The organism is Caulobacter vibrioides OR37 (assembly GCF_000372645.1).
Lineage (GTDB): Bacteria > Pseudomonadota > Alphaproteobacteria > Caulobacterales > Caulobacteraceae > Caulobacter > Caulobacter vibrioides_E.
Genome location: NZ_APMP01000031.1, coordinates 1 through 25,548, shown reverse-complemented (window position 1 = coordinate 25,548; position 25,548 = coordinate 1). Strand labels below are relative to the sequence as shown.

Annotated in this window: 19 protein-coding genes; 3 read left to right on the top strand and 16 right to left on the bottom strand. The window is 69.5% G+C overall.

Translation table 11 applies throughout. The features are described from left to right. Positions 1-182: 182 nt before the first annotated feature. From xylD to OR37_RS17845, 5 genes are all read right to left on the bottom strand, one after another. Positions 183-1,958 carry a xylonate dehydratase XylD gene (gene xylD / locus OR37_RS17865; RefSeq protein WP_004623093.1) on the bottom strand — a complete coding sequence of 592 codons (1,776 nt, stop codon included), beginning with the start codon at positions 1,956-1,958 and terminating at the stop codon, positions 183-185. After that, entirely contained in the window at positions 1,951-2,826 is an 876-nt protein-coding gene (gene xylC, locus OR37_RS17860) for a D-xylonolactone lactonase (protein ID WP_004623091.1), read from the bottom strand. Before xylC ends, xylD begins: the two co-directional genes overlap by 8 nt. 91 nt (positions 2,827-2,917) lie before the next feature. Further along, positions 2,918-3,667: a D-xylose 1-dehydrogenase gene (gene xylB / locus OR37_RS17855; RefSeq protein ID WP_004623089.1), complete on the bottom strand. Its 750-nt coding sequence runs from the start codon at positions 3,665-3,667 to the stop codon at positions 2,918-2,920. Between the two features lie 46 nt (positions 3,668-3,713). Then, positions 3,714-4,868: a fumarylacetoacetate hydrolase family protein gene (locus OR37_RS17850; protein WP_004623088.1), complete on the bottom strand. Its 1,155-nt coding sequence runs from the start codon at positions 4,866-4,868 to the stop codon at positions 3,714-3,716. Between the two features lie 178 nt (positions 4,869-5,046). After that, the gene (locus OR37_RS17845; RefSeq protein ID WP_004623086.1) at positions 5,047-6,102 is read right to left on the bottom strand and encodes a LacI family DNA-binding transcriptional regulator; all 1,056 of its coding nucleotides are present in this window, start codon (positions 6,100-6,102) and stop codon (positions 5,047-5,049) included. A gap of 88 nt (positions 6,103-6,190) precedes the next feature. On the opposite strand from OR37_RS17845, the gene mobA reads away from it, so the two are divergent. Beyond that, positions 6,191-6,703, top strand: coding sequence for a molybdenum cofactor guanylyltransferase (mobA, locus tag OR37_RS17840; RefSeq protein ID WP_035017671.1), 513 nt, complete (start codon positions 6,191-6,193; stop codon positions 6,701-6,703). 7 nt (positions 6,704-6,710) lie between these two features. Here the strand turns inward: mobA and OR37_RS17835 are convergent, their stop codons facing one another. The 11 genes from OR37_RS17835 to OR37_RS17785 form a co-directional block, all read right to left on the bottom strand. Then, positions 6,711-8,213: a sulfite reductase subunit alpha gene (locus OR37_RS17835; RefSeq protein ID WP_004623081.1), complete on the bottom strand. Its 1,503-nt coding sequence runs from the start codon at positions 8,211-8,213 to the stop codon at positions 6,711-6,713. Beyond that, a complete protein-coding gene (locus OR37_RS17830; RefSeq protein WP_004623080.1) occupies positions 8,213-9,214 on the bottom strand; it encodes an FAD:protein FMN transferase in 1,002 nt (333 codons plus the stop codon). Before OR37_RS17830 ends, OR37_RS17835 begins: the two co-directional genes overlap by 1 nt. A 146-nt stretch (positions 9,215-9,360) precedes the next feature. Next, positions 9,361-10,281 carry a DUF4198 domain-containing protein gene (locus OR37_RS17825; protein ID WP_004623078.1) on the bottom strand — a complete coding sequence of 307 codons (921 nt, stop codon included), beginning with the start codon at positions 10,279-10,281 and terminating at the stop codon, positions 9,361-9,363. 14 nt (positions 10,282-10,295) lie between these two features. Continuing rightward, positions 10,296-10,805 carry a DUF2271 domain-containing protein gene (locus OR37_RS17820; RefSeq protein WP_004623075.1) on the bottom strand — a complete coding sequence of 170 codons (510 nt, stop codon included), beginning with the start codon at positions 10,803-10,805 and terminating at the stop codon, positions 10,296-10,298. A 10-nt stretch (positions 10,806-10,815) separates the two neighbouring features. Then, positions 10,816-11,445: a PepSY-associated TM helix domain-containing protein gene (locus OR37_RS17815; protein ID WP_004623073.1), complete on the bottom strand. Its 630-nt coding sequence runs from the start codon at positions 11,443-11,445 to the stop codon at positions 10,816-10,818. Between the two features lie 131 nt (positions 11,446-11,576). Further along, positions 11,577-13,547: an HWE histidine kinase domain-containing protein gene (locus tag OR37_RS20840; RefSeq protein WP_004623071.1), complete on the bottom strand. Its 1,971-nt coding sequence runs from the start codon at positions 13,545-13,547 to the stop codon at positions 11,577-11,579. A 115-nt stretch (positions 13,548-13,662) separates the two neighbouring features. Continuing rightward, positions 13,663-14,361, bottom strand: coding sequence for a 2OG-Fe dioxygenase family protein (locus OR37_RS17805; RefSeq protein WP_004623070.1), 699 nt, complete (start codon positions 14,359-14,361; stop codon positions 13,663-13,665). Continuing rightward, on the bottom strand, positions 14,358-14,771 hold the full coding sequence (locus OR37_RS17800; protein ID WP_004623068.1) for a group III truncated hemoglobin: 414 nt from the start codon (positions 14,769-14,771) through the stop codon (positions 14,358-14,360). The genes OR37_RS17805 and OR37_RS17800 overlap by 4 nt, the downstream gene beginning before the upstream one ends. A 214-nt stretch (positions 14,772-14,985) precedes the next feature. Beyond that, positions 14,986-17,406, bottom strand: a complete 2,421-nt coding sequence (locus tag OR37_RS17795) for a glycoside hydrolase family 3 N-terminal domain-containing protein (RefSeq protein ID WP_004623067.1) — start codon at positions 17,404-17,406, stop codon at positions 14,986-14,988. Between the two features lie 337 nt (positions 17,407-17,743). Next, on the bottom strand, positions 17,744-19,687 hold the full coding sequence (locus tag OR37_RS17790; RefSeq protein ID WP_106404408.1) for a M61 family metallopeptidase: 1,944 nt from the start codon (positions 19,685-19,687) through the stop codon (positions 17,744-17,746). Positions 19,688-19,885: 198 nt separating this feature from the next. Next, the gene (locus OR37_RS17785; protein ID WP_004623062.1) at positions 19,886-20,749 is read right to left on the bottom strand and encodes a BON domain-containing protein; all 864 of its coding nucleotides are present in this window, start codon (positions 20,747-20,749) and stop codon (positions 19,886-19,888) included. A gap of 231 nt (positions 20,750-20,980) precedes the next feature. On the opposite strand from OR37_RS17785, the gene dnaG reads away from it, so the two are divergent. Continuing rightward, a complete protein-coding gene (gene dnaG, locus OR37_RS17780; protein ID WP_004623060.1) occupies positions 20,981-22,909 on the top strand; it encodes a DNA primase in 1,929 nt (642 codons plus the stop codon). 545 nt (positions 22,910-23,454) lie between these two features. Continuing rightward, positions 23,455-25,413, top strand: a complete 1,959-nt coding sequence (gene rpoD / locus OR37_RS17775) for an RNA polymerase sigma factor RpoD (RefSeq protein ID WP_004623058.1) — start codon at positions 23,455-23,457, stop codon at positions 25,411-25,413. The last annotated feature ends 135 nt before the right edge of the window (positions 25,414-25,548 follow it).

Sequence of the window (25,548 nt, the reverse complement as noted above, 5' to 3'; positions counted from 1 at the left end):
TCGCAAGCCGCGCCCGACAAGGCCAGGGGCCAAGAAGAAAGCCCCCGGATCGCTCCGGGGGCTTTTGTCCTTAGAGCCTTATCCGCTTGAATGGAATCATTCGAGCAGAAAAATAAGGCTCTAAATCAAATATTTAGAGCGTGGTAACCGCCGAAACCGCTCACACTTTCGGCTATTACGCTCTAGTGATTGTGCCGGGGCAGCTTGGAGGCCAGGTCCTGGTACTTGACCGCGAACTCCAGCACCCCGCCGGTCTCGAGCTGGCCGGTGTGGGCGCGGTAGATCTCCTGCCAGGGCGTCATGGTCGCCGGCGTGGCGGGAATGCCCTCCTTCTTGCGCTCGGCGATGGTCGCCTCGTCCACCAGGGCGTCGCAGCGGCCGGTGTTGAGGTCGATGCGGATCGTGTCGCCGGTGCGCAGCCACGACAGGCCGCCACCCACCGCGCTCTCGGGCGAGGCGTTCAGGATCGAAGGGCTGTCGGCCGTGCCCGACTGGCGGCCGTCGCCCAGGGTGGGCAGGCTCATGATCCCCTTCTTCAAGAGGTGATCCGGCGGTTGCATGTTGACGACCTCGGCCGAGCCGGGCCAGCCGATCGGGCCGGCGCCGCGGATCACCAGGATGCAGCGCTCGTCGATCTTGAGGGCCGGGTCGTTGATCCGCTTGTGATAGTCGTCCGAGCCGTCGAACACGATGGCGCGGGCCTCGAAGACGCCCTCCTTGCCGGGCTCCGACAGGTAGCGCGCGCGGAAGTCGGCGCCGATGACGCTGGACTTCATGATCGCGAAGTCGAACAGGTTGCCCTTCAGCACCAGGAAGCCGGCCTTTTCGGCGAGCGGCTGGTGGTAGGGGAAGATCACCTCGCGGTCGCTGGTCTCGCGGCCCTGCAGGTTCTCGCCCATGGTCTTGCCGGTGACGGTCAGGACGTCGCCGTGCAGGCGGCCGTTCTGGAGCAGCTCCCACAGCACCGCCGGCGCGCCGCCGGCCCGGTGGAAGCGCTCGCCCAGGTACTTGCCGGCCGGCTGCATGTTGACGATCAGCGGGATGTCGTAGGCCGCGCGCCAGTCGTCGGCGGTGATCTCGACGCCGGCGTGACGGGCCATGGCCACGATGTGCGGCTGGGCGTTGGTCGAGCCGCCGGCCGCCGCCACCAGGGCGATGGCGTTCTCGAAGGCCTTCTTGGTGAGGATGTCGAGCGGTTTGACGTCCTCATAGGCCAGGTCGACGATCCGTTGGCCGGTCTTGTAGGCCATCTGGCCGCGCTCGCGGTACGGGGCGGGAATGGCCGCGCAGCCGGTCAGCGACAGGCCCAGCGCCTCGGCCACCGCATTCATGGTCGAGGCCGTACCCATGGTGTTGCAGTGGCCCGCCGACGGCGCCGAGCTGGCGGCGCGGTCGATGAACTCTTCTTCCGTGATCTCGCCGGCCGCCAGCTTGCGGCGCGAGCGCCAGATCACCGTGCCCGAGCCGACCAGCTCGCCCTCGTGCCAGCCGTCCAGCATCGGACCGCCCGAAAGGACGATGGCCGGGATGTTGACCGTCGTGGCGGCCATGATCCCCGCCGGGGTGGTCTTGTCGCAGCCGGTGGTCAGCACCACGGCGTCGATCGGGTAGCCGTGCAGGGTCTCGACGAGACCCAGATAGGAGAGGTTCCGGTCCAGCGCCGCCGTCGGACGACGGCAGTTCTCGAAGATCGGATGGACCGGAAACTCCATGGGGATGCCCCCGGCGTCGCGGATCCCGTCCCGCACCCGCTGGACGAGGTCCAGGTGGATGCGGTTGCAGGGCGAGATGTCGCTGCCGGTCTGGGCGATGCCGATGATCGGCTTGCCGCTTCGCAGCTCCTCCGGCGTGATCCCGTAATTCATGAAGCGCTCCAGATAGAGCGCGGTCATGTCGATGTGGTCGGGGTTATCGAACCAATCGCGGGACCGGAACCGGCGGGGCGTGCGTTCAGACAAGGCGAACCTCGTGTTGGGGCTGGCCCGCGACGTCGACCCGAACGCCGAACAGACCGCCGGACAGTGGGTACTGGGCCAGGGTCTCGTCGCTCAGGCCCTTGCGGGCGGTGGTGAAGTAAAGCGTCTTCAGATCGGGCCCGCCGAAGCAGGGCTTGGTCACGTTGGGCGCCGGCAGTTCGATGCGGGCCACCAGTTCGCCGGCGGGCGAGATGCGGACGACGCCGAAGCCGCCCCACAGGGCGGTCCATAGATAGCCTTCCGAATCAACCACCGATCCGTCCGGATAGACCGCGTTTTCGCCCTGGAAGTTCACGAAGCCGCGCTTGTTCGACAGCGTCCCGTCCTCGGCGAGGTCATACGCCCAGATGATCTTTTCCAGGGTGTCGGTGTGGTAGAGGGTCTTGCCGTCGGGCGAGACGCACGGGCCGTTGGTGATGCAGATGTCCTTGTCCATCCGTGCCACGCCGGTGGAGTCCATGCGGTAAAGCGAGCCGCTCTTGGCCTCTTCGTCATCGTGCATGGTGCCGAACCACAGGCGGCCGCCATGATCGACGGTCGCGTCGTTGGGACGGTTGTTCAGTTCGGCCGACTCCACCTGGATCAGCGGCTTGAAGCCGCCCATCACCGGGTGGAAGCGGTGCAGGCCGCTTTTCAGGCCGACGACAAAGCCGGCGCGGGCGTTCGGGGCCAACGGGGCGATGAACGTCACCGGCTCCGGCGCGTCGAAGCTGAAGCGCTCATCGGTGGCCGGGTTGTAGTTGTGGATCTTGTGGCTCTTGATGTCGACGAACCACAGGCTGTCGTCATACCAGATCGGGCCCTCGCCCAGGGTGGCCTTCAGATCCCAGACGCAGGTGACGGCGTTCATGCTCGACCGTTCTCCGTAAAACCGATGTTGGCCGTTCGATAAGGCGGCGAAGGCCTCCATGGAAGCCCCAACGCGCTCGCGGCCGCGCCGGTCACCGCCAACCGGCGTCGATCCAATACTCGTGGCCGGTGCACAGCGAAGCGTCGTCCGAGGCCAGGAACAGCACCAGCGCGGCGACATTGTCGGGCAGGATGCGGCCCTTCAGGCACTGGGCCTTGACGATCTCGGCCTCGCCTTCGGGCGTGTACCACTTCTCCTGGCGCTTGGTCTTGACGTTGCCGGGCACCACGCAGGTGACGCGGATGTCGTCGGGACCCAGTTCGCGGGCCAGCGCCCGGGTCATGCCCTCGATGCCGGCCTTCGCCGTTTCGTAGAGGACCAGGTCCTCCAGACCCAGGTGCCAGCTGATCGAGCCGAAATTGATGATCGCGCCGCCGCCGCGCCGGGCCATGCCCGGCGCGACCGCCTGGGCCGCGAACACCATGTGGCGCAGATTCACGCCGATGCGGTTGTCCCAGTATTCCGGCGTCAGATCGGCCAGGCTGTGGCGGTCGTCATTGCCGGCGTTGTTGACCAGCACGTCGATGTCGCCGATCTCGGCCAGGACAGCCTTGAGCCCCGCCAGGTCCATCAGGTCGCAACGCCTGTAGACCGGCGCGATCGCCGCGCCGTCCGACAGCTGGGCGACCAGGGCGTTGGAATCCTCATCGACGATGTCGAGGAAGATCACCTCGGCCCCTTGGCGGACAAAGCCGGCGACGAGGCCGGCGCCGATGCCGGATCCGCCGCCGGTGATGACGACGCGCTTGCCCTTCAGGCTGGGATAGATGGCTGAGGACATGCTGCTTACGACCGTGACAAGAGGGATTGGAGCAAGGCGGCGCTGATCAGAGCAGACCGCGGCCGGCCAGATTGCGGATCAGGGCCGAGATGCCGAAGGTCCAGGGCTTGGCCTGGTCGCAGGTGGTGACCTCGTTCTCGAGCACGCCCAGCTTCGGCGTCGAGACGCGGACGCGGTCGCCGACCTTGTGCGTGAAGCCCTGGCCGGGCGCGTCGCGGTCCTGGATCGGCGCGAACATGGTGCCCAGGAACAGGACGAAGCCGTCCGGATACTGGTGCTGCTTGCCGTGGGCCTGGCCGGCCAGCACGGCGGGGTCGCGGCTGATCAGGCTCATGTTCGACCTGCCGTCGAGCACGAAGTTGTCGCGGCCGGTGATCTTCAGCTCGACCTCGGCCGAGCGCACGTCGTCGAGGCTGAAACCGTCGTCGAACAGGCGGAAGAACGGGCCGATGGCGCAGCTGGCGTTGTTGTCCTTGGCCTTGCTGAGCAGCAGGGCCGAGCGGCCCTCGAAGTCGCGCAGATTGACGTCGTTGCCCAGCGACGCGCCCCGGATCTGGCCGGCGCCGTCGCACAGCAGGACGATTTCGGGCTCCGGATTGTTCCAAGAGCTGTCGGCGCGGACGCCGACATGATCGCCCCAGCCCATCGACGACAGGGTCGGGCCCTTGGTGAAGATCTCGGCGTCGGGGCCGATGGCGACCTCCAGATACTGCGACCACAGGCCGTCGTTGATCAGGGTCTGCTTCAGGCGCGCCGCGCCCTCCGAGCCCGGGTTCACGCTCTTCAGGTCGCCGCCCATGCTGGCCGACAGCTGTTCGCGGATCTGCAGGGCGGCGGCGGCGTCGCCCCGCGCGCGCTCCTCGATGACCCGTTCCAGGGTGGAGACGGCGAAGGTCACGCCGGCGGCCTTCAGGCACTGCAGGTCGACGGGGGCCAGCAGCTTCACGGGCGCGGCGCCGTCGGGGTCTTCCCAGACCGGGCGTAGATCCAGGGCTTCCAGCGGGCCCTTGTCCTCGCCGCGCGGGATTTCGGCGCCGGCGCCATAGGCGTTCATCAGGTCGGCGACGGTGGGAGCGATCTTGGAGACGTCCTCGACGCGGCCGCCGCGCACCAGAACCGGCGTCGGGCCTTCGCCAAAGTCGATGCGACCCAGCAAGGTCGCGGTTTTCCAATCTTCCGGCAGGAATTCGCTCACGCCCATGGCGTCGTCTCCCCTTTGTCGAGCGTCTGAAGGCTGCCGGATACGGCCGGCGGCGCTCGTTCGTCAAATGCTTGGTAGCGCTAACATGCGGAGACGGCAAGCGCGTTGTCAGACCAATTTGAGCCGATCCGCCCAACGCTTCGCGGCGGGGCCGGCTTCTCGCGCCGGGAGAGGCGGTCTATTCCGGAACCGGTCCCGAGGAATCCCGCACGATCAGCGTGTGCGGATGCATCAGCTGGCGAGGCTCGCCGCCGCCGTCGCGATGGCGCCGGATCTCCTCCAGCGCCAGATCGACGGCCGCGCGGGCCATGGCGGCGATCGGTTGGTGGACCGTGGTCAGGGCTGGCCAGATGTTGTCGGCGATCGAGGTGTCGTCGAAGCCGACGATCGAGATGTCGCCCGGCACGTCCAGGCCCAGGCGATGAGCCAGGCCCGCGGCGGCGGCGGCCATGTCGTCATTGGCGGCGAAGACGGCCGTGGGGCGCGAGTCGGCCGACAGCAGCCGCTCGGCCGCCTCCAGGCCCGAGCGATAGGTGAAATAGCCTTGCTCGACCCGGATATCCTCCATTGGCACGCCGGCGACCTTCAGCGCCGACATGAAGCCGTCCAGGCGCTGCTGGCTGACGGTCTGGTTAGGGTGGCCCTTGATGAAGCCGAACCGGCGGTGGCCCAGACCGACCAGGTGCTGGGTCAGCTCGAAGGCGGCGGTTTCGTTGTCGATGCGGATCGTGGCCATGTCGGCGCTGGCCATGCCCGGCGCGACGGCCACGGCGGCGGCGCCGGCGGCCTTCACCTCGGCCAGCACCTGCGGCGACTCGCACAGCGGCGGCGGCAGGATCACGCCATCGACGCCGGTCTTCAGCAGACGGGTCAGGGTGGCGCCCGCCAGTTCGGGCTCGGCGCACTTCTCGATGACGATCTGGGCGCCGGTGCGGCTGCTCTCGTCCAGGGCCCCGACGAGAAACTCCGACAGATAGCCGGTGGAGGGGTTGTCGTAGAGCAGGCCGATGCGGAAGGGCGCGCTGCCGGCCAGGCTGCGGGCCGCCGGGTTGGGCGCGTAGTTCAGCTCGGCGATCGCCTTCTCGACCAGGGCCCGCGTCTCTTCCTTGACGGTGCTTTCCCGGTTGATCACCCGCGAGACCGTCATCGGCGACACGCCCGCCCGCGCGGCCACGTCACGGATCGTGGCGCTTTGGGTGGTGCGGCGACGCTGGCGCTCGGCAGGCTGGCTCATTCTTGTTTGGTCCCTTCGCGGGGCCGAAGACTAGACCGCTTCGGGCGGCGCTTGGAAGAGCGGCGGGAAATCCTGCTAAGCTTCGGGCATGAGTTGTCTTGGCGCCATCATCCTTTGCGGCGGCGCGTCCCGACGGATGGGGCGCGACAAGGCCTTGCTCGACTGGGACGGCGTCCGGGCCGTGGACCGCGTGGCGGCCCTCGCCCGCGCCGTGGGGGCGGAGGCGCTGGTCACCGCCGGCGCCGACCACGGCCTGCCCTGGGTCCCGGACGACCAGGCCGGCGCGGGGCCGGTCGGCGGCGTGCTGGCCGGGGCGCGGGCGCTGGGGACGAGCCGGCTGCTGGTCCTGGCGGTCGACGCGCCGATGGTCGCGGCCGACGACCTGGCGCCGCTGCTGGCGGCCGGCGGCTACTACGAGGGCCTGCCCGTGCCGATGGTGCTGGAGGCGCGGGCGATCCCCGCCGACGCCGAGGCCGGTTGGCCGCTGCGGCGGTTCGTGGACCGGGCGGGTCTGACGGCCTTGTCGGTTCCGGACGGCGCGGTGGCCCGCCTGCGGGGCGCCAATACGCCGGAAGAGCGCGCCGATCTGCTGCGCCGATAAGCGCGGCTCAGTAGACGTCCCGCCGGTACCGCCCCTCTTGCGTCAGGCGGTCCAGCGTCTCGGCGCCCAGCACCTCGACCAGCGCGGCGTGGACGTCGCGCGACATGCCGTCCAGGGATCCGCAGACATAGACGGCCGCGCCGTTGGCGACCCAGCGCCGCAGCACGTCGGCCGCCTCGCGCAGGCGATGCTGGACGTAGATCCGGTCGTCCTGATCGCGCGAGAAGGCCAGGTCCACGCGGTCCAGCAGGCCCGAGGCCTTCCAGGCCTCGATCTCGGCGCGGTGGAAATAGTCGTGGGCCGACGCGCGCTCGCCGAACACCAGCCAGTTCCAGCGCACCCCCAGGGCGGCGCGGGCCTTCAGATGCGCCCGCAGACCGGCCAGGCCCGTGCCCGCGCCGATCAGGATCAGCGGCCGATCCGGCTCGGGCGCGTGGAAGCTCCGATTGGTCCGCACCCGCGCGTCGATCGCCTCGCCGACCTTGGCGAACCGGCAGAGCCAGCCCGAGCCGAGGCCCGGCTGGCCGTCGGCGCGGGGCATGAGGCGGACGATCAGCTCGACCCCGCCGTCCTCGGGCAGGGAGGCGATCGAATACTCGCGGTGCGGCAAGGGAGTCAGGCGTTCGGCGACCGTCTCGGCCGAGAGGTCGCGCAGCGCCTCGATCGCCGCCGGCTCGCGCGGCAGGCGCAGGCCCGAAAGCGTGTCGGTCAGGGTCTCGGGCAGGCCCAGGGCGGCGATGTCCTCGGCGCTGTTGCGCGGTCCGACCTCCAGGATGTCGCCCGCTTGCCAGGTCGCGCCGTCGGCGGGGACCAGGCGGATATGCCAGGCCTCGCCGCCGGGGCTGCCCGGATTGAGCAAGGTCCGCTCGGCCAGGGTCCAGCGGCCATAGGCGGGACGGCTCCAGTCCGGCGCGTCGGTGACGCCGGTCAGCAGCGACAGCTGCCCTTGCCAGTGGCGCAGGGCGGCCGGATCGCCGTCGTCGACCTCGACGGCGTCGAACAGCGGCGTCGCGCCCGCGTGGGCCAGCCAGGCGTCCAGGCTTCGTCCGAAGGCGCAGAAGTTGGCGTAGGTCGAGTCGCCCAGGGCCAGGACGCCGTAGCGCAGCGCGCCAAGCTGGCGGCCCTCGGTCATCACGTCGCGGATGAAGGCGCGCGCCGAGTCGGGGGCGTCGCCCTCGCCGGTGGTGCTGACCACGAACAGGGCGCGGCCCGACAGGTCGGCGGCGGTGACGGCCGATAGCTCGCGCAGGGTCACCGGCGCGCCCATCTCGGACAGGGTCTTGGCCGTCGCGGCGGCCAGTTCCTCGGCGAAGCCGGTCTGGCTGGCATAGGCGACCAGCACCGGCTCGCCGCCGCCGCGCGACAAGGCTTCGGCGGCGCGGCGCGCGGCGCGGCGGCGCAGGATCTCGCGCGTCGCGACGCCGGCGCAGAACAGGGCGTAGGCGGCGGCGACCGCGCCGGCGGCGATCAGGCGGTGAGCGTCGGGCGAGAGGTTGGCGAGAGCTTGCATCAGTCCAGCATCGCCCGCAGCGCCGACGAAAGCCGCTCCTCCAGGCCGCCTGGCCCTCGGGAAACGATCAGGGCGGCCAGGTCGCGCGCGTCGGCGAAGGCCAGCGCCGCGTCCGGCGCCATGACCGTCAGGGCCGTGGCCCAGGCGTCGGCGCTCATGCAGTCGCGGGCCAGCACCGTGACGCTGACCGTCGGGTTGCGGGTCGGCGCGCCGGTGGCGGGGTCCAGGGTGTGAGCGTAGCGGCGGCCGTCGTGGTCGAAGAACCGGCGGTAGTCGCCCGAGGTGGCGATGGCCAGGTCGTGCAAGGCGACCACGGTGCGCTGGGCGTCGTTGGCCGCCAGATTCAGAGGCGGCGGACGCTCCATCTCGACCCACCAGGGCTGGCCGTCGGGCTTGGCCCCCACGCCGCGCAGCTCGCCCCCGACCTCGACGAGGTAGCTCTTTACGCCGGCCCGGTCGAGGGCGGCGGCGGCCTGGTCGACCCCGAAGCCCTTGGCGATGCCGTTGAGGTCGAGGCGCAGGCCGCCCGGCTGGAACAGGCTGTCGCCGTCGAGCGTCAGGCGCCTCCACCCGCTGGCTTGGCGCAGCGGCGCGATGGCCTCCGCGTCCGGCGGGCCGCCCGGGAAGGGGCGGGGGCCAAAGCCCCACAGGTCGACCAGCGCTCCTAGGGTCGGGTCGAAGGCGCCGTCGCTGGCGGCGGCGATCTCGAGCGCCCGGCGCAGCACCGCAACGGTCGCGGCGGGCAGGGCGGTCCAGGTCCCGGCGGCCGCGCGGTTGTAGCGCGACAGGTCGGAGAGCGGCTCCCACGGGCTCATCTCGGCGACGACGGCGTCGAGCGCGCGCTGGACCATGGCCTCGAGGGCGACGAGGTCGGTCGTGGCCGGCAGCAGGGCCTTGACCGACCAGGTGGTCCCCATGGTCGCGCCGCCGAACGCGCGCACGGTCCCGCCGACGGGACGGGCCGGGGGCGAGCTCAGGGCGGGGACGAGGACGCGGGGCATGTGAAAATCTCATCCTCCCCCGGGCAACGGGGAAGAGGGGCCGCGAAGCGGTGGAGGGGGCGTCGACGGCGGGGAGCGCCCCCTCCGTCACGGCGCGTATCCGCGCCGCGCCACCTCCCCCGCCGCGCGAGGGAGGAGACGCCGCCTTACGGCTGCTGGGCTTCGATCACGGCGGTGTAGCTGGCGCCGTAGCCGTCGCCGGCCGGGGCTTGCGGCGGACCGCCGCGACCGCCTTCGCCGCCGGCCATCCCCGGCATCCCCGGCATGGCGCCCGGCGCGGGCGCGGGGCGGGGCCCCTCGGGCGGGCGGCCCGTCTCGCCCGTGCGCAGGCTGGCGCTGATCCACCACAGGCCCGCCTGCGGCAGGGTGACCTTGAAGGCCCCGTCCGGGCCGGTCTTGGTGGTGATCTCGCCGACGGGCTTGGTCGCCCAATGATCGTAGCCGCGCATCACCGTGACCTCGACGCCGGCGGCCGGTTTGCCGTTCAGCAGCAGCTGGAAGGTGGCCGGTTCGGTGGCGACGACGTCCGAGGGATGGGTCACGGGGACCATCTCCAGGTCCTTGCCGGTCGGCTTCAGGGCCTCGCGGGTCGGCTTGTCGCGCGTGACGAAGGTCTCGTTGCGGCTGACATTGCGAATGGTCTTCAAGTCGGCGGCCCCGGCCGGAACCTGCTTGGCGAAGTCCTCGCCCGTTCCGCGGAAGCGCTTGACCTCGCCGTTCTCGGTCCAGCTGGCCATGACCATGGTCGAGACCGAGGCGACCTTCCAGGTGCCCGGCTTGTTGACCTGCACGTCGAAGGTCGAGCGGAACTTGCCCTGCGAACCGTTCTGGACCTGGTCGGCCGCGCCGTCGCTGGCGATCACCTGGATCGAGGTCAGGGCCAGCGGGCGCAGGTCGGGGAAATAGAGCTCGTCGGAGCTGGCGGCGTCGAACGTCACCCAGGCGTTGGAGCCCGAAAGCGTCGTGGTCGACGGCATCACCCAGTTGCGGGCCGCCTGGGCCGTGACCGGAGCGATGGCGGCCGCGCCCAGGGCGACGACGGCGAGCAGGCGGGTCTTGAGGCCCATGGCGCGGTCCTTCCTCACTTCACGGCGACGGTGACGGCGCCCAGCTCGGACGCGCCCTTGGCGGTGGCGGGCTTGCCGGGCTTGCCCCAGGTGAAGGGCACGCGGACGGTCTCGTGACCGCCGGCCTCGCGGGCGGCCTCGACCACCAGCACGTACTGGCCGGGCTTGAGATCCTTCAGCGGGGCCTTGGCGGCGCTGAACGTCACCTTCTGCGGACCTGGCGCGTGGGTGGCGCCGCTGATCCCGTCGGCCGGGAAGGTCATTTCGCGGCCGGCCTTGCGCCACCACTGGCGCATGTCCTTCAGCCACTTCTCGTGGTTGGGTTTGTACCAGACCGCCAGGGTCTGGGAGGGCGCGGCCGCGTCGGTCGGGTTCTCGATCCAGATCGACACGAAGGGCGCGTGGTACTCGGCCACCGTCAGGCGCGGGATGTCGAAATTGACCGAGAGGTCGGCGGCCGAGGCCGGGGCGGCGGCCCCCACGGCGGCGCCGGCGAAAGTCAGCAGGGAGATCGAACGCTTCACGGTGGCTGCCTCAAAGGTGGACGAACAGGATGACGAGGATGACGGGGATCACCAGCCCCAGCCCGACCAGCGGCCAGGTCAACGGGCGCGAGCGGGCGTGGAACTGCAGCAGGATCAGGCCGGTGATCGTGAAGACCACGCAGGCGCCCGCGAAGATGTCGATGAACCAGCCCCAGGCCTTGCCGGCGTTGCGGCCCTTGTGCAGGTCGTTGAGCAGGCTGATGGCGCCGCGCGTGGTCTTCTCGTGCTCGACGGCGCCGGTCGCGCGGTCGATCGAGACCCAGGCGTCGCCGCCCGGCCGGGCCAGGGCGATATAGACCTCGTCGGCCGACCACTCGCCGACCTGTCCGGCCACCTCGGCGCCGACGGCCTTGGCCAGGAAGGGCTCGAACGGGGCGGGCAGGGGGCGCTTGCCGGTCTCCGGGCCCTTGGCCAGCAGGGCCAGAAGATCGGGCGGCAGGGTCGCCTTGCGGTCGACGACCACCGGCTTGGCCTCGATCTGGCTGGCGTGGTTCAGCGTGAAGCCGGTCACCGCGAACATCAGCATTCCGATCAGCGACACGGCCGCGCTTATCCAGTGCCACTGGTGCAGCTGCTTGAGCCAGAAGGAACGGCGGTGCTGGTCGGCGGCGGACTTCACGAGCGCTTTTTCACGAGAACCTCGGCGACGGAGGCTCGTCCATACTTGAGAACGAATTGCAATAGCAAGAGCGAAGGCAAAACCTTTCGCTTCCGAGCGGGCCGCACTCGTAGGGATCGATTGTTGCGGGCCTATTGCGCGCCGGCGGGTCGAGCGGTCAAGGGGGCGCCGCGCGCCAGGGCGCCCAGCAAGGCCGAGGTCGCCACCGGCTTGCGCAGAACCGGGCCGCCGTCGACGTCGGGGTCCTGATAACCGGTCAGATAGACGAACGGGATCAGGCGGCGCGACAGCGCCCGCGCCACCGGCGTCACCGGCTGTCCGCCCAGATTGACGTCCAGCACGGCGCGATCGATCAGGGCCGCGTCCACCAGGTCCATCGCCTCGGCGATCGTGCCGACCGGACCGACCACCACGGCGCCGGCGGCGGTCAGCACCCGCGCCAGCTCCATGGCGACCAGGGCCTCGTCCTCGACCACCAGCACCCGCTGGTCGCGCAGCGCCGGAACGTCCTCCGCCGCCAATCCGGGCCGATAGGGCGGGGTGCTGTCGGCGGCGCGAGGGTGGGCGCCGCCCTGGATGAACAGGCTGGCCTCGAGCCCCTCGGGCCGCCAGTCGATCGCGACGCGCGAGCCGATCTGCTTGACGGCGCTCTGGATCAGCGTCGAGCCGAAGCCCCGCCGCGTGGGCGCGGCCACCGGCGCGCCGGTGGTCTCGCGCCAGACCAGAGTCAGGGTCTGGCCGTCCAGCCAACGCCAGGCCACGGTCAGGCGACCTTCGGGACGGGCCAGGGCCCCGTACTTGCTGGCGTTGGTGGCCAGTTCGTGAATGACCAGCGCCATCGACTGCGCCGCCTGGGCGTCGATCAGCACCGGCGGGCCCTCCAGAACCACGCGCTCGCCGCCGTCGGCGTCGTAGGGCTCCAGCTCCTGCCGCAGCAGGTCGCGCAGGTCGACGCCGCTCCAGCGGGCGGTCGACAACAGGCTGTGGGCGCGGGCCAGCGAGCCGATGCGGCCCGAAAGGGCCTGGACGTACTGCGCCTTGCTCTCGAAGGGCGTCAGCTGGGCCAGGGATTGGACGACCGCCAGCACGTTCTTGGCGCGGTGATCGACCTCGCGGATCAAGAGGCGCTCGGTCTCGGCGGCGCGCGCCAGGGCCTGGTCGGAGCGGGCGCGCTGGCTGGCGCTCCAGATCAGCTCGGCGACGTCGGCGACGAAGGCGACATCGTCGGCCGAAAAGGCGCGGGGCGCGTCATGGGCGACGAACATGAAGGCCGACAGCGCGCCGGCCTTGATCAACGAGATCGTCAGGAAGGACCGCACGCCGATGGCGGCGTAGGCCTCCAGCGCGTCGGGGTCGTTGGTGCGCGGGTCCAGGGCGACGTCGCCGACCATCACCGTATGGCCCGCGTGCATGTCGGCGCTCAGGGACGCGCCAAAGTCGCCGAGCCGCAGTCGCCGGCCGCCCAGAAGCCCGACCCCGCTTCGCGGATCGCCGTCGTCGGCGATGATCTCGGTCATGTCGGGCTCGGGCAGCATCTCGCCATAGCCGGCGCGGCCGACGCCCAGTTGGGCGGTCAACAGACGGGCGGCGATCTGGGCGATGGCGATCGGATCGGGCTCGTCGCGCAGCGTCTGGCCCAGATCCAGGAGGACGGCCCGCCGACGCTCGCCCGCCAGGGCGCGCGCCATTTCCGCCTCGGCCGTCTTGCGGTCCGAGATGTCGGTGATCAGCGCGTAGTAGCCGAGGATCTCGCCCGTTGGCGCGACGTCGGGGACATAGCGCGCCTCGATATGGCGCACGCCCGCGCCCTTGTAGTCGACCTCGCCCTCGAAGGTCAGGCTCTCGCCGGCCATCGCGCGGGACACGTGCTGGCGGACACGGGCATAGGCGTCGTCGCCCAGCACCTCGCGCAGGGTCTTGCCCTCGATCTCGGAGCGGTCGACCCCGAACCAGTTCTCGTAGGCGCGATTGACGAAGCGATAGCGCTCGTCGCGATCGACATAGCTGATCAGGACCGGCACGGCGTCGGCCATCGCCGCGGAGAGGACGGAACGTCTCTCCGACGACGGGTTGCGCGACAGGGCTTGGTCGTCCTGGGACATGCGCGGGCGACGCTCGATCCTCGAAAAAGGGAGAAAGCCAACCTGACACGCCGAGGTCGATCAGGCGGTGAGACAAACGGTCGCATAATCGGTTTTCACGTTCTGTGTGGCCGACTCAGGCGGCGTCGTCTTGTCGAAACGTGACGACCAGAACGTCGCGAACCGCCGGGGTCGACTCGTCGCGAGGTCGGATCGGCGTCACCCCGTGCAGCACGCGGCGATCGTCCAGGAAGACGGCGTCGCCCGGCGCGGTCAGGGTGAAGGCGCCAAGGCTGGTCCCGTCCGGCGCGTAGATGTCGGTGACGCCGCTCTCGACGTTCCGGCGATCCACCAGCATGACGATCACCCAGTCGACCCCGTCACGGTGCGCGCCCTCAGGCGTGGGCAGGCCCGCCTCGCCGGCCTTGGCCTCGATGCGGAACTGGTGCAGCTCGACATGCCAGGGGGCGGCCGGCGAACCGAACAGCGACAGGCCGGCGGCGATCAGGCCTTGGGTCACCGGGTGGTCGGCGATGGCGTCGGTGACGGGCTCGAACCAGCGCTGCACGCCGCCGTTCAGCGGGTTGTAGTCGCGGCTCTGCCAATGCGGCTGGTGCGGCTTGCGCGCGACCGCGCCGGGCCGGGCCGAGAACGCCGCGAACCGTCGCCGACGATAGCGGCCGCCGTCGGCCATGAAGGTGTCGAGGCCCAGGTCGTTCCAGCTGTCGGCGAAGGCCTTCCACTCGGCGATCGCTTCGTCGCCCAGCAGCGCCTTGGTCTGGTCGGCCTCGAAGCGGATGAAGCCGTCCGCCGCCAGCGTCTCGCGCGCGCTCAAGCGACCGCGTCCGGACGGAAGAACAGACCAAGCTTCAGGCTGGCGGCGATGCGCTCGGCCTTCTGGCCGACGATCGCGGCGCGCGGGGCGTCGAAGATCTCGACGCAGGTCTGGTGGAACAGGTTCAGCCAGGGCGTGAACAGGCCCTCGGTGAGCGCCTCGACCGATTGGTGCGCGACCATCGGCTGGCCCTTGTAGCGGCCGGAGGCGTTCAGCACCGACGACCAGAACGCCTTCAGCGTCGACAGGTGGGCGGGCCAGCCGTCCTCGCCGATCGCGGCCTCGAAGATCGGACCCAGGCGGTGGTGACGACGGACGCGGGCGTAGAAGGTCTCGACCAGGCGGTCGATCTCGTCGTCGGTGAACGTGGCGGCGTCGGCGCGGGCCAGGGCGCGGTCTGAAGCGGACATCGCCGCGATATGGGCTCTTCCGCTCCGGGACTGAACCCCGGGACGATCAAACTTGGCTTTCGATTGTTACTTAAGGGGGGCGGCGGACGCCCCCTCCGTCACGACGCGTATCCGCGCCGCGCCACCTCTCCCGCGGCGCGGGTGAGGAGGAAGCCCATCCTCCCCCGTGCAACGGGGGAGGTGGCGGCGAAGCCGACGGAGGGGGCGCTAAGCCTCAAGCCACCGTCAGCGTCGCCTTCTTCAGGTCCACCGAGTTCGGCCCGACCAGGATCGAGAAGTCGCCGGGCTCGACCACGCGCTTCATGTCGAGGTTCCACATCCACAGATCCGACGGCTTGATCTCGAAGGTCACCGTCGTCCTGGCGCCCGGGGCCAAGGTCACGCGCTTGAAGTGCTTGAGCTCCAGCACCGGGCGGGTCACCGAGGCGGCCTCGTCGTGGACATAGAGCTGCACCACCTCGTCGCCGGCCAGCTTGCCGGTGTTGGTCACGTCGACCTCGACCTTGACGCTCTCGCCCTGGCCGATCGTGGTCTTGGCCAGGCGCGGGGCCGAGATGTCGAAGGTGGTGTACGACAGGCCAAAGCCGAACGGATAGAGCGGCCGGGTGTCGCCGCCCAGATAGCCGCGACGGGCCGTGGGCTTGCGGTTGTAGAAGATCGGCAGCTGGCCGACGTCGCGGGCGATGCTGACCGGCAGCTTGCCGCCCGGATTGGCGCGGCCGAACAGGATGTCGGCGGCGGCGTGGCCGGTCTCCTGGCCCAGGTACCAGCCCTCGATGATGGCGTCGGCGCGCTCGGCCAGCAGGTTGATCGACAGCGGGCGGCCGTTCAGCAGGAAGACGATGGTCGGCTTGCCCAGGTCGAAGATCGCCTTGGCCAGGTCGTTCTGCTGGCCGACCAGGTCCAGGCTCTCGCGGTCGCCCAGGTGGTTGTCGGCCCAGGCCTCGCGGCTGGTCTGCTCGTTGTCGCCCAGCACCATGACCACGACGTCGGCCTTCCTGGCGACCTCGACGGCCTCGGCGATCAGCTTGGCGTTCACGGCGGGGTCGGTGAAGTTGACCTTGTCCTGGGCCCAGACGCGCTGCTCGGTGATCCGCACGGCCTCGGCGTAGTCCAGCTGGAAGCCCTGGGCCTTGGCCTCGGCGGTCAGGCCCTCGAGGATCGACACCACGTGGCGCGGCGTGTCGGAATAGCCGCCGATCGGCGTGTTCTTGGCGTGGGTGCCCAGCAGCGCCAGGCGCTTGATCGTCTTGCCGTCCAGCGGCAGCGCGCCCTTCTGGTTCTTCAGCAGCACGGCGGCCTTGCGGGCGGCCTCGCGGGCCAGGGCGACGGCGTCCGGCGTCGCGGTCTTGGCGTCGGCGGTCTTCTCGTCGCAGTAGGGGTTTTCGAACAGGCCCGCCTGGAACTTCATCTCCAGCACCCGGGCGACGGCGGCGTCGACCTCGAACTGGGGAATGCGGCCTTCCTTCACCAGTTGCGGGATCAGGGCGTAGGCCTCGCCGTCCGGCAGCTCGACGTCGACGCCGGCGTGCAGGGCCATCACCGCCGTGTCGGCCAGCTTGTCGGTCAGCTTGTGGCGGGCGATCAGTTCCTTGATCGCGAAATAGTCGCTCTGGACCGAGCCCTTGTAGCCCCACTCCTCGCGCAGGACCTTGGTCAGCAGCCAGCGGTTGGCGTGCGAGGGCACGCCGTCGATCTCGTTGTACGACGGCATGACGGCGCGGACCGGCAGCTCCTTCACCGCGCGCTCGAACGGCGGGAAGAAGTTCTCGCGCAGGGTGCGCTCGGCGATCTGGGCCGGGCCGACATTGGTGCCGTTCTCGGGCTGGCCGTGGCCGGTCATGTGCTTGAGGGTGGCGAAGACCTTGTCCTTGGCCAGCGGCAGGGTCGTCCCCTGGAAGCCGCGAATGGCGGCCAGGCCCATCTCGGCGCACAGGTGCGGGTCCTCGCCATAGGTCTCCTCGATGCGGCCCCAGCGCGGGTCGCGGGCCACGTCGACCACCGGCGCCAGGGCCATGTTCGAGCCCCGGGCGCGCATCTCGCGGGCGGCCACGGCGAACACCTTCTCGGCCAGCTCGGGATCGAAGGTCGAGGCCAGGCCGATGGCCTGCGGGAAGCTGGTCGCGTCGCGGGCGACATAGCCGTGCAGGGCTTCGTCGTGCATCAGCAGCGGGATGCCCAGGCGCGTCTTTTCGACGGCCCACTTCTGGGCGGCGTTGGTGTAGCGGGCGGTCTCCAGGGCGTCGCGGCCGACCGCGCCGTCATCGGCGCCGGCGGCGGCGTCGACCACGGTCGCGGGCTTCATGCCCTTGCGGTCGGTCGGGCGCGAGATCTGGCCCAGGCCGTTGGGGAAGTTCCTCGACGCTTCCTCGGCCGAGAACTCGCCGTTGGGGCCATGGATCTTGGCCTTGGTCAGCCAGATACCCTGCAGCTGGGCGGCCTTTTCTTCCAGCGTCATCCGCGACAGCAGGTCCTGCACCCGCGCGTCGATGGGCTGGGCGGGATCCTTGTACAGCGGCTTGCCGCCGGCGCTCTTGGCGGCCTTGTCGGCGGCGCGGGCCAGGGCGGGCATGGCGGCGGCGGACAGGGCCGCGAGGCTCGCGCCGAACAGGCGGCGGGTGAGGGTGGCGGTCATCTGGTCGTTTCCCCCTTGGACCCGTCCGGGACAGGTCCTCGATTCACACTTGAAATCGCGATGGCGTCGTCGGCGGTTTCGAGACCGCGCTTGGCGCCACTATGGGGGTAGTTGTCTGACCACTCAAGACAGAAATGGTACCGGTCTCATTTAGCCGGCGCCGCGCTTGGGTCCGCGCCGGACTCCAGACGTGAAAAAGGACCCGCTCAGGAGGGGACGGGTCCTTTTGGTACGCGTTCAGGGGGAATGAACAGGCGGGAGATTGACACAAGTGTCCGCCGCCCGCCCTTGTCCAAATCGTCGCAGGTCGCGATGAGGTCGAGACCTGCCCAAACCGTTACTTGCGCGGCGTCAGGATGTCGCCGAGACGGTCCGGAGCGGTCGCGACGCGCTCCAGGCGCGGGTAGCGCAGGCCGCCGCGATAGTCGATCTTGACCGTCTTGTAGCGGCTTCCGTCCTTGATCAGCAGCTCGACCAGCGGGCCGTCGGCCTTGGCGGCGGCCTTGACCGCGGCCTTCAGCTTGTCGCCCTCATAGGCCTCGCCATTGACCGCCACCACGGTCAGGCCCTGGGTCAGGCCGGCGTTGAAGGCCGGGCCGCCCCACTGCACGTCGGTCAGCACGCCGTCGGCGCCCACCGACAGGCCCAGCGAATAGGCCAGGCTCGTGCCCTTCGAGCGGGCCTCGGCCGTCTTCATGAACTCAGTGGGCGTGTCGGTATAGACCAGCTTGTAGCCGCCGCGCTCCAGGCCATCCAGCGGAGCCTTGGGCTGGACCTCCTGGATGCGGGTCTTCAGGAAGGTCGCCCAGTCATAGGCGTAGACGCCGTTCAGCGCGGCGACGACGTCGTCGAAGGTGTAGGTCTTCTCGTTCCAGGCCCCGTTGTCGACGCCGAAGAAGGCCTTGGCGAAGTCGTCCAGCGACTTCTTGCCGCCGGTCTTCTCGCGGATCAGCGTGTCGGCGTCCAACCAGACCAGCTGGCCTTCGGAATAGTAGTCCTCGCTGCGCTGCCAGCTGAGCCACGACAGCGGCTTGCGGTTGGCGATGATCGGGTCGTTGGTGGTGTCCTGCACCGGACGCCAGTCGCGGCCGCGACGGTTGTCGTAGGTGGCGGCCGTGGCGGCGATGGCGTCCATCGCCTGCTGCTTGGTCAGGAGGCCCGAGCGGGCGGCCAGGACGTAGCCCCAGTACTGGGTCTGGCCCTCATAGACCCACATCATGCTGTCGCGCATCGGCACGTTCAGATTCGGGGTCCACAGGTCGGCGGCGCGGCGGAACTTGCCGTTCCACGAGTGGGTGTATTCGTGGGCCAAGAGGTCGCGGCCGACGAACTGCTTGTCCCATTCGTTGAAGTACTTGGGCGAGACGCCGTTTTCCGACGAGCGGTGGTGCTCCAGGCCGATGCCGCCCAGGTTCTCGGACATCGCGACCAGGAAGTCATAGTGGTCGTAGTGATGCGAGCCGTAGAGCTTGTAGGCCTGCTGGACGAGGTCCTTGTGGATCTGGATCTGCTCGGGCTTGGCCTCCAGGTTCTCGGCCTTGTCGGCGACCAGGTTCAGGCGCACCGGAACCGGGCCGGCGGGATCCAGCTCGATCGACTTGAAGTACTTGCCGGCCATCATCGGCGAGTCGACCAGCACCTCGACGCTGGTCGGCTTGAAGGTCGTGACCTGGCCGTCGGTCTTGGCCGTCTCCAGGGCGGTGGCGAACTTCCAGCCTTCCGGCAACTTGACGCTGGCCTCGATCGGGATCTGGCGGGTGTAGTAGCCGGCCGGATACATCACGACCTGCAGCCATTGCAGGTTCAGCATCTCGGGCGTCACCTCGATGCGGCCGACCTTGCCGTTCACGGCGGTCAGGAACTGGTAGCTGAGCTTCAGCTCGGTCGTGCCGGCCGGGACGTCCACGTGGAAGGCGTGGACCTCGACCACGTCGCGCGTCCACGGGATGCGCTTGCCGTTGGCGGTGACCACCAGGCCGGCCAGCTTGTCCAGGTCGTTGCGCGGCGAGTGGCCGCCGGGCACCCACTGCGGATAGTAGAAGACGAAGTCGCCGGCCTTGTTGACCGGGATCGTCGTCGTGACGTTCCAGATCTTGCGGTCCAGGTCCGTGGCGTCGACGGCGATCTTCAGCGGGCCGACATAGGGCACGTCGCGCGGAGCGGCGATCGCCGGGGTGGGCGGCGCCGACTCCGGAAGAGGGACGCTCTGGGCCAGAGCGGCGGTGGCGGCGAGAGACAGGACCGAGACCGAGAAGAACAGCGCTTTCACGAAACACCCCAATGCGGCGCGCGGGTTCGCGTCCCGCGACGAGAAGTCGGGATGTTTGTGGCGTCATCTCGCGCTTGTCGAGGACAAGTTGGCCTTGGAGCGCGGAAGGTTGGTGATCGGACGGGTTTCGTTTCGGGCCTGAAACGAAGCGGCGTTCCGGTAACGCGAAAGCGAGGCTCCCCCGCGACGCGGAGGAGCCTTTGGCCTTCCTTAGCCCAGCGGCGACAGCGGGACGGTCGAGGTCGGGGTTTCGGCGCCGCGATCGACGCGCAGGTTGTTCTGCACGTTGCCCACGCCGGTGACGCTCTCGGCCAGGGCCTCGGCGCGCTTCTTGTCCTCGCGCGATCGGACCGCGCCCGAGAGAGTGACGTCGCCGTCGGCGACGGCGATCTCGATGTTCTCGGCGTTCAGCCAGCTGTCGTCGGTCAGGCGGTCGGCGATGTCCTCGCGGATGCGCTCGTCTGAGCGGCGATAGCCCTTGGGCCCCCGGCCGCGATGCTCGCCGTCGGCCTCGCGGCGATGCAGGGCGTCGCGATCGCCCATCCACGAGGAGACCTCGTCGCGGGCCCGGTCGAACCAGGTGCGCTCTTCATGGCGCGGCCCTCGATCGCGGGCGAAGACGCGATAGGGGTTGTAGTCGCCATAGGCGCCGTCGCGGCCCTGGCGGTCGCGGTCATGCCGGTCGAAATAGCGTTCGTCGCCATAGTCGGCCACGCGGCTGGAATAGCCGCTGGCGCCATAGTCGCCGGTCGCCTGTCCGAAGTCATGCCCGCCGACGCGGCCATAGTCCCCCGGCTGGGCGTAGCCGGTCGCGCCCGCGCCATAGTCGGCGCCCGAGCGCGTGCGGCCATAGCCGATGTCGCCGCCGGCCTGGGCCGCGCGCAGGAACTCGCCGCCGTGGCGACGGCCCCGATGGCCGGGATCGGCGCGATAGCCGCCTTCGCCCCGATAGCTGTTGTCATAGGCCGGGTCCCGACGCCGCCCGGCGTCGTAGCCATAGCCCCGCTGACGGTCGAAATCGTCGTCCGGTTCGACGTCGAAGCGGCCTTCGCGATCATTCCAGCGTTGTGGCATGGGTCTTCTCCCGTGGCGTTCTGAGGGTTTTCCGGCGCGTCGCGGCGCTCGGGCTCAGAACGGGGAGGGCGAAGGCGCTGTTCCTAGGGCGGAGCTTCGATCGGTGAATCTGTGGGTAACTTGTGAGGGACTCGCCCTATGACACTGGACGGTCCCCCACGTCCGGTTCTGGCGACGCGCGGGGCCAGTTAAGGTGACCGGTTCAAGTCCGCGAGTTCCGCCCTCTCCTCGATGCGTTTCGACGACCGCTTCCTCGAAGAACTGAAGTCCCGCCTTCGCCCGTCCGACGTCGTCGGCAAGACGGTGAAGCTGCGGCGGCAGGGGCGCGAGTACGCGGGGCTGTCGCCGTTCACCAAGGAAAAGAGCCCGTCGTTCTTCGTCAACGACGAGAAGGGCTTCTATCACTGCTTCTCCAGCGGCAAGCACGGCGACATCATCAGCTTCCTGCAGGAGACCGAGCGGCTGACCTTCGCCGAGGCCGTCGAGCGGCTGGCGGCCGAGGCCGGCATGAGCCTGCCCGAGGTCGATCCCCGGGCCGCGCGCGAGGAGCAGAAGCGCGCGTCGCTCGGCGACTGGATGGAGCTGGCCGCGGCCTGGTTCGAGAGCGAGCTGCGCCGCCCGGTGGGCCAGGCCGCCCGCGCCTATCTGGAAAAGCGCGGCCTGCCGGAAAGTGAATGGAGCCGCTTCCGCATCGGCTTCGCGTCCAACAACCGCACGGGCCTGAAGGACTATCTGGTCGCCAAGGGCGCCAAGCCGGGCGATCTCGTGGACGCCGGCGTGCTGATCTCGCCCGAGGACGGCGGAGCGCCCTACGACCGCTTCCGCGACCGGATCATCTTCCCGATCACCGACAGCCGGGGGAAGGTCGTCTCGTTCGGCGGCCGGGCGATGGATCCCGCCGCCCGCGCCAAGTATCTGAACGGCCCCGAGACCAGCCTCTTCCACAAGGGGCGGGTGCTGTACGGCCTGTTCGAGGCCCGCAAGATCCTGCACGCCGGCCAGAGCGGCGGCGACAAGCCGGCCATGGTCGTCGTCGAGGGCTATATGGACGTCATCGCCTGCCAGCGCGCCGGGATCCCGGCCGTGGCGGCCATGGGCACGGCCCTGACCGAGGAGCAGATGGAGGCCCTCTGGCGCCTGCATCCCGAGCCGACCCTGTGTTTCGACGGCGACAAGGCCGGCCAACGCGCCGCCCACCGGGCCATCGACCGCGCCCTGCCGCTGCTGAAGCCCGGCCGCTCGTTCCGCTTCTCGATGCCGGTCGGCGGCAAGGACCCCGACGACGTGCTGCGCGAGCAGGGGGCGGCGGCGCTGCGGGCCCAGCTGGCCGACACCAAGCCGTTCGTCGAGGCTTTGTTCGAGCGCGAGCGCGACCTCGAGCCGTTCGACACGCCCGAGCAGCGCACCAATCTGAAGGTCCGCCTGCGGACCCTGGCCGCGACCATCGCCGACAAGGACCTGGCCCACGCCTACAAGGAAGAGCTGCTGGACCGCCTCGACGAGATGCGGGCGGCGCGGCGGGTCAAGGCGGACGCCAGCGACGCGGGCCGCGCGTTGTCGCGGGCCCGCTGGGACAACGCGCCCCGGCGCGGCGGCAAGACCCGGCTGGAAGGCGCCACGGCCGAGGGGCGGCAGGCGGCCGCCGTGCTGCACCAGGCGCCCAAGCCCTTCTCGGCGGCGCTGCTGGTCGCGGCCCTGCGCGACCCAAAGGTCGTCGACGATCGGATCGAGGTCCTGATGAACCAGGGCTTTGGCGACCAGCGCCTGGACGCCATCGCTCACGAGCTGGTCAATCTGCGGATGGAGGCCGACCACGTCGAGGCCGAGATGCTGCGCGGCCGCCTGGCCTCGGCCGGCTATGACGACGCGACCCTGGCGGCCCTCGAGCGCTCGGCCGCGCACGTCAAGGCGCTGAACGTCGCGCACAGCGCCGCCCAGAGCCCGGAAGAGGCGGTCCGCGCCCTGTGGTCCCAGGCCTTCGACCTCCTGCTGCGCCTGATCGCGCTGGAACGCGCGGTCGACGACGCCAAGACCGATCTGGCCGACGACAGCGACTTCCAGACCCTGCTGCGCCTCAAGACCGAACGCGACGCGGTCAAGCGCCTGATCGACAGCGGCGGCTGGACCGATCCGGGACTGGTGGCCCAGGTGCTGCACTAGGTCCTTTAAAGTCCGATCTCCCCGGCGAATGCCGGGGCCCAGATCGAACCCCTCATGCCGAGGTCTTGGTCGAGGCCTTAGGCGAACCCACGCCAATCTCACCGGGAAATCGGGAGTAGGGGGGCGAGCGGAACAATATGGCCGCCCCGCCGCCAAAACCGTGCGTCCCATCTTGACACCGGTCTCTCCCAAAGCCACATGCCGACTCAAGGATTTGCCACGCAGCTGATTGACATCGCTCGGGCCGCCGGAGCGCGCGCCCTCATCGAAACAGGATGTCACCCTCGCCGCGGTCCCAGGTCCCCAGCGGTCGTCGATCTCAAAAGGAACGACGCCAGGCCGCGCCCAGCCTCTGGGCCTCCGCCGGGACTCCCGCGGAGCGATCCGACATGGCGAAAAGGGCGCGCTCGGGCGGGTTTTGACGGGAACGTGATCTCTGGGCGCGCGCTGACCTAAGGCGCGGACCGGGCTGTCGGATCCTTTTCGAAACGGATTTTCTCGGCGCCGCTCTTGCAGTGAAGGCGACGTCGATTGCGGAGAGCTTGATGAGCACCAATTCCTCGGCCGAGACGGAAGCGCCCGAAGCCACCGGCGGCGACGGCCCCCTGCTCGACCTGACCGACGCCGGCGTCAAGAAGTTCATCAAGCAGGCGAAGGCCCGCGGCTACGTCACGATGGACGAGCTGAACAAGGTGCTGCCGTCCGAGGAAGTCAGCCCCGACGCCATCGAAGACACCCTGGCGATGCTCAGCGAGATGGGCGTCAACGTGGTCGAGGCCGAGGAAGACGCCGAAGGCGGCGAAGGCGGAGAGGTCGCCACCCGCGAAGAGAACACGGCCGTCATCACCAGCGACAAGCCGGCGGCCTATGACCGCACCGACGACCCGGTGCGCATGTACCTGCGCGAAATGGGCTCGGTCGAGCTGCTGTCGCGCGAGGGCGAAATCGCCATCGCCAAGCGCATCGAGGCCGGCCGCGACACGATGATCCGGGGCCTCTGCGAGTCGGCCCTGACCTTCGAAGCCATCATGGTGTGGCGCGAGGAACTGGGCACCGGCCGCATCCTGCTGCGCGAAGTCATCGACCTGGAAGCCACCTACGCCGCGATCAACGGCGTCGCCGCCCAGCCGGCGGCCGAGGACGACGAAGGTCCGGCCGAACCCGTCGACGACGAGGCCGGCGAGGCCAAGCCCGAGGGCGAAGGCGGCGAGGACGAGGACGACTTCGACGACGGCGCCGGTCCGACCGTCAGCGCCATGGAAGGCGAGCTGCGCGAAGGCGTGATGGCCATCCTGGACGCCATCGCCAGCGAGTTCGAAAGCTTCCGCAAGCTGCAGGACAAGCTGGTCGGCAGCCGCCTGAAGGGCGAGGACCTGTCCGACGCCGACCGCAAGGCCTACGAGCAGCTGTCGGCGACGATCATCCAGCACCTGAAGACGCTGAAGCTGAACAACAACCGCATCGAGGCCCTGGTCGAGCAGCTCTATGCGATCAACAAGCGCCTGATCGGCCTGGAAGGCCGCCTGCTGCGCCTGGCCGACAGCTACGGCATCAGCCGGGGCGAGTTCCTGAAGGCCTATTTCGGTTCGGAGCTGAACCCGACCTGGGCCGAACAGGTCAAGGGCATGGGCGTGCGCTGGACCAAGTTCGTCGAGAACGACAGCCAGTCGGTCATGGACATCCGCCAGGAGATCGCCGCCCTGGCCACCGAGACCGGCGTGCCGATCGACGACTATCGCCGCATCGTCCAGACCGTGCAGAAGGGCGAGCGCGAGGCCCGTCAGGCCAAGAAGGAGATGGTCGAGGCCAACCTGCGTCTCGTGATCTCGATCGCCAAGAAGTACACCAATCGCGGCCTGCAGTTCCTGGACCTGATCCAGGAAGGCAATATCGGCCTGATGAAGGCCGTCGATAAGTTCGAGTATCGCCGCGGCTACAAGTTCTCGACCTACGCCACCTGGTGGATCCGTCAGGCGATCACCCGCTCGATCGCCGACCAGGCCCGCACCATCCGTATCCCGGTGCACATGATCGAGACGATCAACAAGATCGTCCGCACCAGCCGCCAGATGCTGCACGAGATCGGCCGCGAGCCGACCCCCGAGGAGCTGGCCGAAAAGCTGGCCATGCCGCTGGAAAAGGTCCGCAAGGTCCTGAAGATCGCCAAGGAGCCGATCAGCCTCGAAACCCCGATCGGCGACGAGGAAGACAGCCACCTGGGCGACTTCATCGAGGACAAGAACGCCGTCCTGCCGATCGACGCCGCCATCCAGAGCAACCTGCGCGAAACCACCACCCGCGTGCTGGCCTCGCTGACCCCACGTGAAGAGCGCGTCCTGCGGATGCGCTTTGGCATCGGCATGAACACCGACCACACGCTGGAGGAAGTTGGCCAGCAGTTCTCGGTCACCCGCGAACGCATCCGTCAGATCGAGGCCAAGGCCCTGCGCAAGCTCAAGCACCCCTCGCGGTCGCGCAAGCTGCGCAGCTTCCTGGACTCTTAGGAGCCGGTTCCCACGAATGAAGACGCCCCGGTCGAAGGACCGGGGCGTTTTTGTTTGGGGGCTGCCGACACAGTTGGCTTTCGGCGCGCCGGAAAGCGGACAGATCCTCCCCCGATCGCGGGGGAGGTGGCCCAG

Bases quoted from the DNA above. Each gene is read 5' to 3' on its own strand.
- xylC (WP_004623091.1), bottom strand. From the start codon at position 2,826: ATGAACGCCGTCACCTGCGTCTGGGATCTGAAGGCCACCCTGGGCGAG.
- xylB (WP_004623089.1), bottom strand. From the start codon at position 3,667: ATGTCCTCAGCCATCTATCCCAGCCTGAAGGGCAAGCGCGTCGTCATC.
- OR37_RS17850 (WP_004623088.1), bottom strand. From the start codon at position 4,868: ATGGGCGTGAGCGAATTCCTGCCGGAAGATTGGAAAACCGCGACCTTG.
- OR37_RS17845 (WP_004623086.1), bottom strand. From the start codon at position 6,102: ATGAGCCAGCCTGCCGAGCGCCAGCGTCGCCGCACCACCCAAAGCGCC.
- mobA (WP_035017671.1), top strand. From the start codon at position 6,191: ATGAGTTGTCTTGGCGCCATCATCCTTTGCGGCGGCGCGTCCCGACGG.
- OR37_RS17835 (WP_004623081.1), bottom strand. From the start codon at position 8,213: ATGCAAGCTCTCGCCAACCTCTCGCCCGACGCTCACCGCCTGATCGCC.
- OR37_RS17830 (WP_004623080.1), bottom strand. From the start codon at position 9,214: ATGCCCCGCGTCCTCGTCCCCGCCCTGAGCTCGCCCCCGGCCCGTCCC.
- OR37_RS17825 (WP_004623078.1), bottom strand. From the start codon at position 10,281: ATGGGCCTCAAGACCCGCCTGCTCGCCGTCGTCGCCCTGGGCGCGGCC.
- OR37_RS20840 (WP_004623071.1), bottom strand. From the start codon at position 13,547: ATGTCCCAGGACGACCAAGCCCTGTCGCGCAACCCGTCGTCGGAGAGA.
- OR37_RS17800 (WP_004623068.1), bottom strand. From the start codon at position 14,771: ATGTCCGCTTCAGACCGCGCCCTGGCCCGCGCCGACGCCGCCACGTTC.
- OR37_RS17795 (WP_004623067.1), bottom strand. From the start codon at position 17,406: ATGACCGCCACCCTCACCCGCCGCCTGTTCGGCGCGAGCCTCGCGGCC.
- OR37_RS17785 (WP_004623062.1), bottom strand. From the start codon at position 20,749: ATGCCACAACGCTGGAATGATCGCGAAGGCCGCTTCGACGTCGAACCG.
- dnaG (WP_004623060.1), top strand. From the start codon at position 20,981: ATGCGTTTCGACGACCGCTTCCTCGAAGAACTGAAGTCCCGCCTTCGC.
- rpoD (WP_004623058.1), top strand. From the start codon at position 23,455: ATGAGCACCAATTCCTCGGCCGAGACGGAAGCGCCCGAAGCCACCGGC.